The sequence below is a fragment of the Agrobacterium sp. CMT1 genome (assembly GCF_037203725.1).
In the GTDB taxonomy this organism is placed as follows: domain Bacteria; phylum Pseudomonadota; class Alphaproteobacteria; order Rhizobiales; family Rhizobiaceae; genus Agrobacterium; species Agrobacterium pusense.
In genome coordinates, this window is record NZ_JBBCAR010000007.1 from 376,620 (window position 1) to 391,652 (window position 15,033).

Here is a 15,033-nt window from a genome sequence, read left to right on the forward strand (position 1 = left end):
CTCCTATTTGATCCCGGCTAAACGAAGCGCTTGATAAAATTTTTCGTTTGCTACCGGGTCGCGGTCCGGAGACAGGCTGCTGATCTCCCTTGCCGTCATGCCCGGATAGTTTTCCTGTAGCCTGCTGCCGGCTTCCCGGGCGGCGGCCAGATCACCGTGGAGCGCGTGACTTGCGGTCAGAACTCGCAGCGCGGGCTCATCGTCTTCCATGCGACCGCAGAGTTCCACCGCGGCCCCATAATCTTCTCGCTTGAACGCGATGCTGGCGCCAGCCCACCAGTAAATATCGGGGGCGAGCGGGTTGAGGTCGATGGCCTGCTGAAATTTTTCCCACGCGACTTCCGCCTCACCGAAATGGGCGAGCGCATCGGCATGCTGGAGAAGCAGGTCGGCTGAGTTTGGGGCGAGCGCTTCCGCCTCGAAGAATTTCTCGGCGGACATGTCGAAATCCCGCTGATAAAGCGCCACCACCGCGCACATCCAGTGGCCGACGCCGAGGGCCGGATCAATCTCCACAGAGGCGTCAGCCTCGGCCTTGGCGCGGTGCAGCAGGTGAGGGTCATTACCGCCCAGCATCAGCCACTCCAGTTGCAGACTTTGCGCAACGCGGGCGCGGGCGACCGCCATGCCGTGATCGAGATCGACAGCCTTGCGGAACATCGAGCGGGCCCTGCGCAGGAGCGGCAGGTCGCATTTGCCGCGCAGAAGCTGCTGGCCCTCCAGCAATTGCCGGTAAGCCTCGCCACTGTGGTTGCGGTCGGGTTCCACCTGAAGCCGCTCGATCTCCCGCGCAAGCGCAGCAGCCACCTGTTTGGACAGCAGCCGGAAGGCAGCGTGGATGTGCCTTTCGGTCAGCACCGCCTCCAGCGACCAGACGATTTCACCGGTCGTTTCCTCGATCAGCGCCACGGACATGCGGGCATCGTCAAAAACTGTCGACGTGATGCGATAATCGGCCCGCAACATCGCATATCCGTCATCCGCCCGGTCATGCGAGAGCGCGAAGGTACTGTGCGGTGAAAGGACGGTGAAGGTCCGATACCGCACAAGGCTGTTTGCGACGTCTTCGACAAAGGCCTGCATCACCGGTGAAACGGATAGCCCGTCCACCCGCGCCGGCCGGCCGAAAGCCACGCGCGGTTTTGCCAGCGATTGCCGGCGACTGCTTTCCTCCGGCTCGGCGGGGGTCGCGATTGTCGCGGTGAGGCTTTGTATTCGCCGCCTCAGCGCGACGGTTTCGGCTTCCGGCGTGCGTCCCTCCTGGCGGAGCTGTTCCAGCAACAGCTGGTACATGCTCTCGCAACCGCTGATATTGCCGATCCGCGCATAGGAGGCCATGGCGGCACGATAGGTTTCTTCGCGCTCCGGCTCGATATTGCGCGCGCGCTCGGAAAGTCTGGCGATATCATTCGAGCTGGCGCGACCGAAGCGGGTCAGCTCCTCCAGAAGCTGCGTGTAGCTCGAAAAAAACAGGTCCTTGAGACGGCGACGCTCTGAAAGCAGCCAGAGGTAGAGATGGTCCTGGCCGGCATCCAGTCCCTCCAGAAGGTCGCCGCCGAACTCCAGAAGGGCCTTCAGCCGCCGCATCGGGTCTTCGGCTCTCGCATCGGCGAGAAAAAGCGCGAGGTCCGTGCGCTGCGCCAGCTTTCCGGCCTTCAGATCATTCCCTTCCGTCAGCAGAATGGCCTCGTCGTCGCCGAAGAGTTTCTGAAGGCGCAGAATGAGCTGCCGCAAATTGCCGAGGGCCCTTTTTTGCTCGACATCTTCCCACAGCAGCGATGCGAGGTGCTGGCGCGACAGGGACTGGTTGGGAGCAAGGATCAGGGCGGCCGTGAGGGCAAAACCCTTGGACGGAAAAAATGCCTCCCGCACCGCTTCACAGCGCGGGGTGCCAAAAAGCCGGATCGCTATCAGTTCATCGTTCCCAGCCACTTTCGTCCCCCTTGAATCACCATCTAACAACGTGCCCGGGAAATTGAAAGTCATCATAGCATTCGATTTGACGCTGGTGTGACGCCGCCTGCCTATTGTCGCAAACAGAAGCGTGAATGACGGGCGGAACCGGCAGGCGACAGGTATCGGGGATCATCGAAAGTGATAGCGTTCAACGGAAGCTACATGGCATTCGAGCCGCGTATTGAGCCTTACCAGCGCGCCGATGACGTCGGATACGCGGTTAGTGAATTCATGTGGTTCAAGGGCCGCCCGTTTTATCCGGTCTCGGCGCTGGTTCACGCGAAGGTCGCGCATGCAAGGCTGTCGGCGGAAAAATGCGATGATCAGGATGAGGACAATCTCGACATTCTCTTCCGCATGCCTGCCGTGGCGGGCGGACACTTCTTCGAGATCGTGCTGCGTTCGAACGAAGGCACTTTCTATGGCGGCTGGCTGTGGGGAGAGGAACTGGAAATCCTGAACGAGGTGGTCAACGGCTATCGCGTTCTGGCGGGTAAATTCGACGACAGGCTCATCCGGTTCGAATATTCCAGACGTTTTCAGCGTTACCGGACGGTGGAGCCGCTGCCGGTGGAAAAATCAGTTTTCCTGATCCAGCGGGAGGCGAAACCTCACCCGGGCGGGCGGAGTTTTCCCGCGGGCGCGGCGCGCTGATTGCGGGGTGCTTCGCGTTCAGGGGAGAACGCGGCGCGCGGGCAGAGAGGGGGTCCGGTAGATTCACCTGGCAGAGCTCAGGCTTGGTCGGGGAATACCGGTGCATATTTTTATTTTTATTGTGTGGAAAATTATGATGCCCAATCAAGGTAACGTGCGTAACAGGCGGGTGTCATCGCAGCTTCTGGCGGTGAATAGCGCTTCCGACAGCCGTGCGTTTTCGACGGAGCGCGCCGAGGGGGAACCACGTCCGCAAGCTCATAAAGACAGGCTTCATGTCGTGGAAGAGGGGGAAGCCGGGCTGGCGTTCCCGCCGCGCCCGCCGGAAGTGCGCGAGGCAGAAGAAGCGGGACGCCGGGCGGAAATCAGCAATATGGTCGTCGACGCCGATATCAGGGTCGCGAAATGGGCATGGGCAGTGCTTGCGATTGGGCATTGTCTGCTGATCTATTTCATGGTGCGTAATCTCGGTTGACTCCTCCTGCCCAAAACGGGCTTCAACCGCCGATATCGTCCGCCACTAATTCGGGCATCGGAACTTGGAGGGTGTCCCCCCCCGAAACTGAGTGGACATCCAGTCCGGCTCCTCCGCAGCCCTGTAGCGCCGCTTCCGCCACGTCGATTTGCGGACTTCGCTCAGCGGAATGTCATAAAGCTGTAAATGAACAAACTTAATTGAGTGATCGGTCTCGATGGAGACGCATCACCACGGTCCACCCGTTGGCCTCGCCGGCGGGCACGGACTTTTCTTATCACGTCGCTTCGGCCGAGACAGACCATGTCTGTGCTGGCCGGCCTGATCTTTCGATGCGGCATGACGCGCTGCGCGGTCGCGCGAATTCGCATGACTTTCTTAGCTCTGGAGATGACGAAGTGAGCAATCTTATTGGCACCGGTTTTAACGCCGGCTCGGACGATGGCGAGTTCGCCACGCTTGAAAACGATTTGCGTGCCCTTGCCGATATTGGCTGCGACACCGTCGAAATCGCCGCCACCAGCCTCGACGTGATTGCCGGCGGCCGCATCATCGAGGAGCGCGCGGACCGTCTCGTGTCGCTCGCAAGGCAGTTCGATTTCCGTTACACGGTGCACGGCCTGGTTTCATCCAACTTCATGGATCCGGTGACCTGCCGCTACCAGATCGATGCCGCGAAGGCGCTTGCCGTTCTCTGTGACCGCATCGGTGCGGGTATTCTTGTCCAGCATGGCGGCGCGCTGCGCGCTGACCAGATCGCTGAGCGGGCAGAGGCCGATCATCGTGAACGCGACGCGCTTTTCGAACTCGCGGAATTCTGCCGGCCCTATGGTGTGCGGATTGCGCTCGAAAATATCTTCACCACCGAACCCGGCCAATACCGCCAGACACCGGCTGAGGTGGCAGCGACCGTTAAGGCTGTCGGCCACGACAATGTCGTGGCGCTGATCGACTTCAGCCATGCATATCTCGAATCCACTTATCGTGGCCTGGACTTCCGTGAACAGCTTCGTGCCATGGCGCCGGTCGCCGGTCATCTCCATGTCCACGATTCCTTCGGCCGGCCGCAGGGTTTCTACCAGCCCTATTTTCCGCAGGAAAACACAGCGCTTGGCATCGGCGATCTGCATATGCCGCTCGGCTGGGGCGACATTGAATGGGAGAGCATCTTCTCCGAACTGACCTTCCTGCCTGACACCGTTCTGATGATGGAAATCGGCCGTCGCTATCGGGCCGAGCAGCCCGCAAGCCTCGAAACGGCGCGGCGTCTGATGACGCTTAATGCCGAACGGACACTGCTCGCAGCAGAGTAAGGGAACCGAATTGCGCGGCCGCGATCGGCTGACGCCGGAGACGCCGGCAGTTGCGGACGCGGCTGCCGGCATTCTGTTCACGCTGCCCAGTCGGAGAGCGAATAGGCCCTGATGTAGTCGATCATCATTTGCGAACCGTCGCTGAAATCACCTGCCGAGGGTGTTCCCGCCATGCCGCCGACGGCAAGATTGACGACCATGTACATCGGATCATGCATATCGTCAGGCGTATCCGTTTGCGCAACGGCGACATCATCGAAATACCAGGTGATGTGTTCGGCATCCCACAACACGCCGTATGTGTGAAACCCCTCCGTGCTCGGCACGCTGACATTGTTGATGACAGAAGTCTGTTCGCCGGTCGCATTCGAATGTGTGGACATGATGAGCGTATTGGGATTTTGGCCGCGCATTTCGATCACGTCCAGTTCCGGCGGCCACGACCCGTCTTCCGGCAGAAGCCAGAAGGCCGGCCAGGCACCGCGATCGGTCGGCATATCGGCGCGAATTTCAAAATATCCATAGGTCTGGCTGAAGGAGGAATAGGTGTTCAGTATCCCGGAGGTGTAATCATATCCCTCGACCTCGTCGGCGATCGATTGCGGGGTCTCGGCAGCCGTTATGGTCAGGACGCCGTTTCTGACGCTGAACGGGTCTACTTCCAACGTACCGGTATATGCCGGGTTGATATACCACTGCGCCTCGCCATTCGTCGTCAGGGAACTGCCCTTCTCCGGTGCCCACCAATATTTGGCATCCCAGGTTCCCTGATCACCGTTGCGCAGTGACAGCGTATCAAACTCGTCTGCAAAGGTTTGTGTCAGGGATGACCGGTCGAGGCTGAGCTCGAACTGATCGGGCTGGATATCGTCTATGGTCGTTCCGGCCAAAACGACGGCTTCGCCATTCGAGAAATTCAGCCACAGATCATTGCCCTGCTGCGTGGCACTGCTTGCAAGCTGCTCGAAGGAGGTAATGCCGTAGCCATTGAGGCGGATCGTGTCATTGGCGCTGAAATCCATGATGAGATCGGTGCCATTGCCGCTCGTGAATACGAACGTATCCGCACCGCCGCCGCCAATCAGCACATCATTGCCGGCACCGCCGTCAATCGTCTGGCTGCCAGATCCGCCGGTGATGATATTGTCGAGCGAATTGCCGAAGGCATAACGGCCATCGCCGGTGACCCGCAAGTTTTCGAAATTTTCGGGAAGTGTATAGCTCATCCAGGTGTCGATCGTATCGATACCCTCTCCGGCATTTTCGACGGCGCGATTGATGCTGGAATAAAGATAATAAATATCGTCCCCGGCGCCGCCCGCCATTGTCACATTGACGGAACTGTCGCCCCACATGGAATCATTGCCGGCCGTACCGGCAAGCAGCGGGCCTGAGCCCGTGGCGGAGAAAAATCCGGTGGAACTGCCGCTGTAATAGAGTGTGTCTCCAAGCGCATTCACAACTGTTCTGGCCATAAGCCTTCTCCTGTCCGTTCGCGTCGCTTCCTCCCTCCTCCTGAACAACAGCCTAACAGCGCGAAAAGCTTCCTGTTAGGGCCAGAAATGAGGGGTATGTTCCGTTCCGGACGGAGGGGAGATATTACGCAGAGAGTTGGCTCGTTCCTGTTTGATTGAGATCGAAAGATCGCTTCTTGGATTTGTGCTCTTGCTGCGTTGCTGCCGGTAGTGGCAAAATCGCTCCGGGTTAGCGGTTGTTGTCAGCATCCCGTCGCAATGGAGTTGTAGGATTGAGTGTAGCCTTTACCAAGGAAGACAGTGCGGAGACCGCAGCCGAAACGGTTCTGCCGGATCGGGTGATTTCACCTCATCCCAATCTGGTGACCAAGACAGGGCTGAAAGCTCTGGAAGGGCAGTTACAATTGGCCCGTGAAGCCTGTGAAGCCGCTGGCGCGATCGAGGATGTAAATGAAAGGCGGCGCGCTTCTGCGGGCCCATTGCGAGACATGCGTTATTTTGCGGAGCGAGTCCGCACGGCTCAGGTGATGCCAGATCCGCCCACAAATGCCATTGTGGCATTCGGCAATCTGGTAACCTTCCGCCGCGACGATGGCCGCACGCAGCGGTTGCGGATCGTTGGCGAGGATGAGGCCAATCCCGCCAGGGGATCGATGTCCTATGTTTCTCCGGTGGCTCGGGCCTTGATGGGAAGAGCGGTCGGAGACTTTGTCGGGTTGGCTGACAGGGAGATTGAAATTGTCGACATTTCGTGACCGGCTCCTTGGCATTGGCACCAACATTATCACCGGGAAAATGGCACTGCCGAGCTGCCTCCACCGCTGGCCATTGCCGTCAGCCGCATCATGGCGTTCTTCAGGAAAAACCTGAAATCGAGGTCGATAGAGGCGTATGCCAGTGCTAGTCCCACATGCGCCATGAAGACGGGATTAAAATTCAGTTCTTCAAATTGGTAACCGATAATGACCGCTATCGCGGAATAGGCGAAAAAACCGACTTTGCGTTTCCGAAGGATCGTATAGACGAGTGCGAAGGCAGCTAGAAGGCAAAACGGGATGCCGGAGGCGTAGGCAGTAGCCAGAAAGCCGTTATGCGGCGTGCCGATACCCGCGACCTGCGTAAGCTCCTGAATTCGTGCCGTGAAACCGACGCCGAAAGGGTGATCGAGCATCACTTGGAAGCCGCCTGCGATGGTTGTCCATCGTTCCTGCACGTTGTCGGTACTGTGGCTGTCCTCCACAAAGCGTTTCGAGAACGCCTGTTCTGCGAAATCGAGAATTCCGAAGGGCAAAACGGCAGCGATGACGAGCGCAGATAGAGCGAAACCGAAATACGTGCTGAACAGCATTCGTATCGAAAAATTTCTAAAATAAAAATAGAGTCCGATCGCGATTACGGCAAATAGGCCCGATCGATTGAGCGTCAGCGTGAAGCTGGCCAAATATACCAGTATAAATATAGCAAAGAGCATTGGGCGCTTGTAGCGCTCCGCAAGATGAGCGGCTGCCGCACCGGCTAGAGCGAAAGCCGGTCCGGCCGTATTGCCCACCGGCCATATTCCCCCCGCCTTCTCCAAACGTAATAATAGCGGGCTTATTTCACCTCGAGCCGCGGACTCCAGCACCGACGCCTCATCGAACATGAAGGATAGGCCAAGCGAGGCGAGCCTGTCATGAATGACGATATCCAGGAACAACAGGATTGTCACCGCGATGAAACCGATGAACATGCCCCAAGAGAATAATTCGAGAAGGTTCTCCTTGAAAAGCATATAGGCGAAAAAGAGGAAATAGATCGCGTAAAAATATGTCAACGCTGTCGTATAAAATTCGCCTTCGCCACGATCATCCGCGAAGAAAGTAGAAAGTAGAAAAAAAACGGTCAGCGGAACGAGATAGAGAAGAATGATTGAGGGGGTGAGGCAGCGAATATAGAGAATGGCGATAACAGGAAGCGTTACCAACACCAGCACGTCGCTAATGTTCAGGAAGCGCAGTCCGATATTGCTCGTCACGATGTTGCATTGAATAAAAAAGCCAATGGAAAAAACGAAGATCGCCAGGATCACGCCAGGCACATCGATGATTTTGGAAGGATAAAACGGAATCGCCACGACGAAACCTGGTATCGATGATGGATAAGCAGCCCCGTTATTTGCATGACTTGTCATTCGCGGCCTTTTTCTTCGCTGCAGACAATGAAATTGTCTTGAGGTTGTTGGGCGCCGCGACCATGGGGTGAGGCGTTGGATAGTGATCGTGATGACGTCGGCGTGCAAGTCCTTTCCTTCATTCTTCAGCCGGTGAGATTACCTTTCGGCAAATCTCCCTCCACCGCAATTATCCTTTGAAGGTAAAGCGGTGCATTGGCCGTCGGGACACTATAGCCAAAGGCCGGAAGGATTCTCAGATAAAGACTGTATTCGTTTGGATCGACATCGGCATCCACCGTAATTCCGTTAGCTGTGGCCCACATCCATCCGCTGTCGTCCAGAATGCCCGAGCCTCCAAATTGCAAGGCGGCGCAAATAATTGTCCTGAGGTCGCCGCCACTTTTTGCAACCAACTCCACGAACGGGCTGCGTTGTCCTGCGCTGTTCTTATAGAGCACCGCAAAGGAGAGAGTCTTGCCGATCATCGCGGCCGCTTCTTCGTTGCGGAAATAATGGAAAAGCCCGCTGAACTCGCTGCCATTCGCTCGCAACGCGAGGCTATAGGCGAAAGAGGGGGAGAAGGTGACCTCCGTGCTTTTGGTGGCGGAGGCTGACTCTGCAAGGGACCAGCCTGAAGGAGCGGGCCCGGACCATTCGGTGAAATCGCCGTTGGCGATCAGGTTGGTGGCGGATAGTTTTGGCCAGCAGGGGGTTTCGAAGCCGCTATTCGGCGCTGACGCCAGATAGCCGGCGAACAAGGTTCTGGCGATGAGCGCCGAACCTGTGCTGCTGGGATGAATATTGTCGTTGTAAAGCGTGGCGTCCTTGCCGTTTGCGATAAATGCCGCATGGGTGTCCACCAGCGTCAGGTTCGGGTGCGCCCGGGCGACGTCCAGTATGGTGTGATAGACCTTGTCGTAGCCCGTTCCATCCTTCCAGGGGTTTTGGGTGGTGATGAGCTGTGCAGCGCCCGGCCAATGCCATTCGGTCATGCCCAGCGGCCCAAGCAGGGCAGCCCTTCCGGGGCATCGAATGCCGCCGGGCGTTTCGAAGCTCTGCATATTATATCCGTGATGCATGATGCAAAGGTCGGGGCGTGGAATTTCCAGCGCCGCGATGCGCTGTTCGGCAAGCATGTAGCCCGGCCTGCCAACCGGCAGTGTGGCAAGATAGACAGTCAGCGTCGCGCCCGTGCCGGCGCGCAGTATAACCGGGTCGGCATAGGCCTTGGGACCCGTCGCGGCATGGGTCTGCCATTCCGCCCAGCGGTAAAGCACGACCTTGATATCATGCAGGCCGCCAAGCATGATGGCGAATTGCTGGAATGGCCCGTCGTCCGCGTGGGCGGTGCTGTCGCCATTCACGAAGATCGTGGCGTTCTTGCCCGCAACAAGACGGCCCCGCAGGGGGGAGAACGCATCGACTGATCCCGCCATCGCCGTGCAGTTTTGTTGGGAAATGCCGAGCGATACGCCGATCATGCCGGCACCTCTTCCGTTCCGGTCATATATATGCATATCTTGTCTTCAAGCAGCATCATTTCGGTCTCCTTGTCTGCCCCTTGAGAATAACCTCGCGGTGAGGCCCGGGGAAAAACACAGGGAGCCGGACGCTGAATCGCAATAAAACTGCACGTCACGAATTTTCTTCGATTTCAACTAAAGCATATAAATAAAATAGATTTTTTATTTTATCTGGGTCGGATTTGTGATCCGCACGAAGGTTTGAATGTCACTTTTTTTCCGCGCGATCAAGTATTGTTATTTCTCAATTACTGTCTCCGCCAAATATCCCGCCGCCATTGACGGAGGGGGCGGTCGTTCTGACCCCGACCTCGGTGATGCCCGCAAGACGGAGTGGTGCTATCCCTGGTGTCTGCATGCCGTGGAGCTCAAGGCATGACATCGGCGCTTTTCGTCAGCCACACGGGGGAAAAGGGCGGTGCCGAACTTTTTCTGGCGGATATCGTCAAGGCCGGGCCGCGCTCCTGGCGAGCCTGCTTCCTCAGTGGCGGTGGGGCAGCAGACGATCTGGCGGAATTCGGCAGGCCGCCTCTTCTGCTGTCTGCGGGAGAAAAAATGCTGTCTATCCGGCGGGATTCGTCGTTCGGTGCGATGCTGCGAGGGGCCGTCGATGTTTTGGCCGTTGCCTGGCAGCTCAGCCGTCAGGCAAAAAACCATGACGTGATCTGCGCCAATTCGCAAAAGGCGCTTTTTGTCTGCGCGTTGGCGGCCAAGCTTAGTCGTCGGCCGTTGATCTGGATCCTGCATGATATCGTCACCGACCCCGCCTTCAGCGCCGCAAACCGCCGCGCTTCGCTGACATTCTCGCGTCTTTTCGCCAGGCTGGTTGCCGTCAATTCGCAAGAGACGGGCAGGGCTTTTGTGAAGGCGGGAGGCGAGGAGGAAAAGGTCCGCATCGTCTATAACGGTTTCGACCCAGCCAAAGCGTCGGTTTATGACCCCGCAAGGGCTCAGCAATTGCGCAGGGAGCTCGGCCTTGGCCCACAGCCACTGATCGGATTGTTCGGCCGGTTGAGCGAATGGAAGGGGCAGCATGTTTTCCTTGAGGCGATTGCTGCAATGGAGGGGGTCCAGGCCGTGATCGTCGGCAGCGCGCTTTTTGGGCAGGAGGCTTACGAAGGCCGCATCCGCACGCTGGCATCCAGTCTCGGTCTTGATTCCCGTGTCCGATTTCTCGGTTTTCGCCCGGATGTAACGGAGTTGATGGCGGCGATGGACGCGGTTGCCCATACCTCAGTTGTTGCCGAACCGTTTGGTCGTGTGGTGGTGGAGGCCATGATGTGCGGACGACCGGTTGTCGCCACCCGCGGCGGTGGGGTCACCGAGATCATCCGTGATGGTGAAACCGGCCTGCTTGTGCCGCCTGCGGATGCGCCGGCACTGGCCGCGGCGCTGGGCCGCATCCTGACGGACCCGACGTTGGCTGAAAAACTGGGGAAGAAGGGGCGGGAAGATGTGATGCGGCGTTTTTCGCTCGAGGAAACCTGCAGGACGATCTCCGCGCTTTTGTCTGAAGTAGCGTGACGCTGCGGTCTGCGACCGCTCACAGGCGGCAATCCCAAACGGGTGGAAGGTTGGAATGCGCATTCTCGTGAACATGCCGAGCCAGTATGGCGGGAAAGCTTCCGGCGTTGCCCGCGTAACCTTCAGCCTGCTGGAGCGGCTTCTGGAGCAGACTGATGATGATTATATCCTGCGCTCGCCCTGGACGCGGGCGCAATTGCCCGCGAAATTGCGCGACAGCCGCCTGCGGCTGATAGAGACGGCTCGGCCGCACGTCATGGTGCTTGACGTGCTGCGGCAGGCCATGACGCTGCCGGTGCTTTGCCGCCGGGAAGGCATTGACGTGCTTTTTAATGCCGATCCTTTTGGCAGCCCGCTGGGCGGCAGGCGTCGGATCACCCTTGTTCACGATCTCTATTTCAAGACCATACCTGAACAGATTGGCTGGCGGGCGGCCTTGACCACCGATTTCATTTTTCGCCTCATGCTGGCCGGTTCGCACCGGATCGCGTGTGTATCCGACGCGACGCGAATGGATCTTGCGCGTTTTTATCCCGGCGCTGCCCGCAAGAGCGTGACCATTCATTCCGACAGCACGTTGAAGCTGGATGCAGGGGCCACGGCTGCGCCGCCGCCGATCGCGGGGCGTTACATACTGGCGGTTGGAAACGCGACCTCGAACAAGAATTTTGCTATTCTGAGTAAGGCTTTTGCGCGATTGGCCCCGACGATGCCGGACCTGCGTATTGTCCATGTGGGCCGCGACGAGGCGGAAGAAATCGCCAACACGCTTGACGATCCGGGATTGAAGGCCCGGCTTATCCGGCTTTCAGGCATAGATGACCGGGAACTGGCGGAACTTTATCGTCATGCAGCCTGCCTTTGCGTGCCTTCCACTTATGAGGGCTTCTGCCTGCCGGTGCTGGAGGCGCAGCAACTGGGATGCCCGGTCGTCTGCTCCAATCGTTCTGCGACACCAGAAATTGCCGGTATGGGCGCGCTGACCTTCGATCCCTCGGACACCGATAGTCTCGTCGCAACTCTGGAGCGGCTCTTTCGCGAGCCGGCGCTTGCGGAGACGCTGCGCCAGGCGGGTTACGAAAACCGCAGCCTTTATTCCTGGGAAAAGGCGGCGGAGACATATGCGCAGCTTTTCCACGAGACGGCCTGACTATGCCGTGATCGGCCGCCGCAGATCAGCATAAAGTTTTTCATACGCGGAAATCACCCGTTCCGGCGCGACGCCTTGAGAAATCCGCTCTCTGGTTTGCGCCAACTCTGTGAGAACGGCAGGATTTTTCATGGCCTCGATCATACGGGCGGCAAGTTCGTTGGCATTACCTGGCGCAAAAAGGCGGTCCGGCCTGTCGCGGCCAATCTGTTCGGCAACTCCGGCTAGATTGGCTCCTATGACAGGGACGCCGCGCAAGATGGCCTCCGCTACCGTTCTGCCGAAAGCCTCCGGCCACAAAGGCGGCACGACGAGGCAATCTATGCCAGCAAAAAAACTGTCGGCCTCGACATATCCGGGAAAGTCGACGGGCAGGCCTGATGCCTTTCGCTTATAGGTTTCGATGCCGCCGGGCGCTCGACCGGCCATGGTCATTCGCCAACCTTGCGGGGGCAGGAGCCGCATGGCCCCGATAAGGAGATCGGCGCCCTTGGGTTCTTCGATACGTCCGAGATAACCGAAAACCAGCGGTTCTCCTGCAACACGGGCTTTGCGAGGATTCAACGATTCTGGTTGCGCGATGGCGTTCCAGATTATCGCGCGGCGATTTTCAGGAACGTGCGTGAAAAAACCGGCCTCCAGATGGCGTTTCAGAATGTCGCTGCCAACGCCTGTGACAGCATCCACCGCGCCTTGGCAGCGCCGGTGCAGACAGGAGAAGGCCCGGCATTTTTTGCTCCTGCCATCGCAGATATGCCCTTCGTGAAACAGGGAGCCATTGGTGCACATGCTGGTGAAATCATGCAGGGAGTGCACAAGCGGAATACCGCGTCTGCCAATCATCGGCCAGATCAGCGGCGTCAGTTCCGAGAGGGAATGGGTATTGACCACATCCGGGCGAAAATCCTCAATGACGCGCGCCAGCCGCTGCACCAGCCGGGGATCGATCTGGACGGCGACCTTGTAATATTTGCGTTTCCATTCTGCTTGACTCTCCCAATCCCCAATGAAAAAGGGCGTCGTATGTCCAAGCCGATGAATGGCGAAACCGTCTCGCAATTCTGCGGTCTTGCGCTCCCGGGAAATGGCGGCAACCGCGACTGTATGTCCTTTCCCTGCCAAACCCCGGGCAAGGTCTTCGACGAATATCTCCGCGCCTCCCACACGGTCGGGAGAAAACAGTGATGTCACCTGCAAGATACGCATGTTTAAATTCCTGTGCCGGCGGCCGAGACGGAGGAAGCGGCATTGGCCGAAGTTTGTCTGCGCCGATCTGCTCCTGGTGGGTGCAGGCAAAGGGTGACGATGGGTGCGAGGAAAACGGCGTAAGCCATGGCGAAGCCCGGCACTTGCAGTGAAAAATCGAGGGACGAGTGCAGCGCCACCAGCAGCAGCCCGGCGAGGCCGAGATGCGAGGCATAACGATAAGTTTTGCGCCTGCGGGCCCCGCGAATGAAAATAAGCAACTGGCCGAACAGGAAAAATGCCGCATAAAACGGGAAAGCGGCTCCGAGCGTCAGCAAGCCCTCGGCATACACATTATGGGCATGGGTGACGACGGCATCGACGCCGCATTGCGCGGAATGATAGGGAGCGTAGGTTTCTGAAAAGCTGGCCAGTCCCGCGCCCAGGGGCCAGTTATCCGTTATCGCGCGTGCAATACCGGGCATATAGCAGAAGCGCATGTCGTCTTCGAGGCGTGTTTCCATACGCAGCGCTACACGATTTGCAAAAAGGGCGAAGAGGCCGATGGCGATGGCGAGCAGGATTGCTGCGCGTCGTCTGGAGCCGCGTCTTCTGCGCCGTGAGGGCGCGACATTCCGGCCGGGCCCGGGAGAGTTGAAAACGATGAGAAGGATGAGCAAAAGCAGCGCCGCGAAACTGGACATGATGCCCGCGCGTGATCCCGTCAGCATCAGGGCGATGAAACAGAACCCGGTCAGAAGGCCGATGAAGGCGGCGTGGCGGATGAGGCGTTTTTGATCGCCCGGCACCGTCAGGCGGTTTGCCACAAGCGCTCTCACCCTTCCCCAATCCGGAGCCGCCAGCTTGTTATTCAGCAGCACCACAAGCGTGAGCAGGATAAGCCCGAAGAAAGTCGCTGCCGTATTGCGGTTGACGAAGAGCCCCGTCAGGCTGCTGAGATAAAAACGCTTTTGAATAAGGCCGAGCATATCGGGAAACAGGAGAAATTGCAGGATCGCGCCCAGCGACAGCCAGCCGCCGGCGATTGCGAACCATCGCAGTGCTTTTGCTGCACGCTCGTCCGTATTAAAGATCACGAGCCCGGTCATGAAGGCGCCAAAGGGCAAGGCGGCGCTCAGCAGGCCCAGCCAGTCATCTGCCGGCGTGAGCGAGATCGTGGCCGCGGGCGCCACCTGCGTAAACATCGCGGCGGCGGACCAGGCGGGGTTGGGCGGCAATATGCCGTGCCTGGCGGATGTCTGAAGCAAGACCTGAAGCATCAGTACGCCGAGCAGAAGACAGGCCGCTGCCAGGGCCTTCCCTATGGCGGGCTGGGGCGGGCCGAAGAGAGGCAGGGCGGCAAGGAGCAGCAGATAGGCGGCGAATGTGATGACGATCCGGCTTTCGATGTCGGTTGCGCCGCGATTGAGCAAGGCAAGCAGGAATATGGTCCAGAAAGCGATCGTGACGATTGCCTGGGCGCGATGCAGAACAAATGCCGGCCGGGGCGGCGAGGATGACAGCAATTCCGGTGGAGCGTCGAGGATCTGCATGATGTTCGGCTTTTGAGATCTGCTTGTTGTGGTGACGATGAACTAAAGAAAGGACTTGGCGCTTCCGTGTATC

At 58.4% G+C, this 15,033-nt stretch carries 12 protein-coding genes; 6 read left to right on the plus strand and 6 right to left on the minus strand.

What is annotated here, in order from left to right:
- Positions 1-3: 3 nt before the first annotated feature.
- The gene (locus WA845_RS10375) at positions 4-1,986 is read right to left on the minus strand and encodes a BTAD domain-containing putative transcriptional regulator (RefSeq protein WP_337322307.1); all 1,983 of its coding nucleotides are present in this window, start codon (positions 1,984-1,986) and stop codon (positions 4-6) included.
- A 132-nt stretch (positions 1,987-2,118) separates the two neighbouring features.
- Here WA845_RS10375 and WA845_RS10380 point away from each other — a divergent pair, with 132 nt between their 5' ends.
- The 3 genes from WA845_RS10380 (at position 2,119) to WA845_RS10390 (ending at position 4,398) form a co-directional block, all read left to right on the plus strand.
- Positions 2,119-2,610, plus strand: coding sequence for a hypothetical protein (locus WA845_RS10380; RefSeq protein ID WP_004445587.1), 492 nt, complete (start codon positions 2,119-2,121; stop codon positions 2,608-2,610).
- A gap of 100 nt (positions 2,611-2,710) precedes the next feature.
- A complete protein-coding gene (locus WA845_RS10385) occupies positions 2,711-3,085 on the plus strand; it encodes a hypothetical protein (RefSeq protein WP_337322308.1) in 375 nt (124 codons plus the stop codon).
- Between the two features lie 398 nt (positions 3,086-3,483).
- Entirely contained in the window at positions 3,484-4,398 is a 915-nt protein-coding gene (locus WA845_RS10390) for a TIM barrel protein (protein WP_072493435.1), read from the plus strand.
- 77 nt (positions 4,399-4,475) lie between these two features.
- Here the strand turns inward: WA845_RS10390 and WA845_RS10395 are convergent, their stop codons facing one another.
- Positions 4,476-5,873, minus strand: coding sequence for a family 16 glycosylhydrolase (locus tag WA845_RS10395; protein ID WP_112554742.1), 1,398 nt, complete (start codon positions 5,871-5,873; stop codon positions 4,476-4,478).
- Positions 5,874-6,145: 272 nt separating this feature from the next.
- Here WA845_RS10395 and greA point away from each other — a divergent pair, with 272 nt between their 5' ends.
- Positions 6,146-6,628, plus strand: a complete 483-nt coding sequence (gene greA, locus WA845_RS10400) for a transcription elongation factor GreA (protein ID WP_006697694.1) — start codon at positions 6,146-6,148, stop codon at positions 6,626-6,628.
- Between the two features lie 29 nt (positions 6,629-6,657).
- Here the strand turns inward: greA and WA845_RS10405 are convergent, their stop codons facing one another.
- Both WA845_RS10405 and WA845_RS10410 read right to left on the minus strand, forming a co-directional pair.
- Positions 6,658-8,043, minus strand: a complete 1,386-nt coding sequence (locus WA845_RS10405; RefSeq protein ID WP_006697693.1) for an O-antigen ligase family protein — start codon at positions 8,041-8,043, stop codon at positions 6,658-6,660.
- 125 nt (positions 8,044-8,168) lie between these two features.
- On the minus strand, positions 8,169-9,506 hold the full coding sequence (locus tag WA845_RS10410) for an SGNH/GDSL hydrolase family protein (protein WP_337322371.1): 1,338 nt from the start codon (positions 9,504-9,506) through the stop codon (positions 8,169-8,171).
- Positions 9,507-9,923: 417 nt separating this feature from the next.
- On the opposite strand from WA845_RS10410, the gene WA845_RS10415 reads away from it, so the two are divergent.
- A complete protein-coding gene (locus tag WA845_RS10415; RefSeq protein ID WP_112554744.1) occupies positions 9,924-11,072 on the plus strand; it encodes a glycosyltransferase in 1,149 nt (382 codons plus the stop codon).
- A 55-nt stretch (positions 11,073-11,127) separates the two neighbouring features.
- Positions 11,128-12,222 (plus strand): glycosyltransferase, encoded by a 1,095-nt coding sequence (locus WA845_RS10420; protein WP_112554746.1) that lies wholly within the window; start codon positions 11,128-11,130, stop codon positions 12,220-12,222.
- Here WA845_RS10420 and WA845_RS10425 read toward each other — a convergent pair whose 3' ends face one another.
- Positions 12,223-13,428 (minus strand): glycosyltransferase family 4 protein, encoded by a 1,206-nt coding sequence (locus tag WA845_RS10425; protein WP_112554748.1) that lies wholly within the window; start codon positions 13,426-13,428, stop codon positions 12,223-12,225.
- Positions 13,429-13,430: 2 nt separating this feature from the next.
- The gene (locus tag WA845_RS10430) at positions 13,431-14,960 is read right to left on the minus strand and encodes an O-antigen ligase family protein (protein ID WP_112554750.1); all 1,530 of its coding nucleotides are present in this window, start codon (positions 14,958-14,960) and stop codon (positions 13,431-13,433) included.
- Positions 14,961-15,033 lie beyond the last annotated feature (73 nt).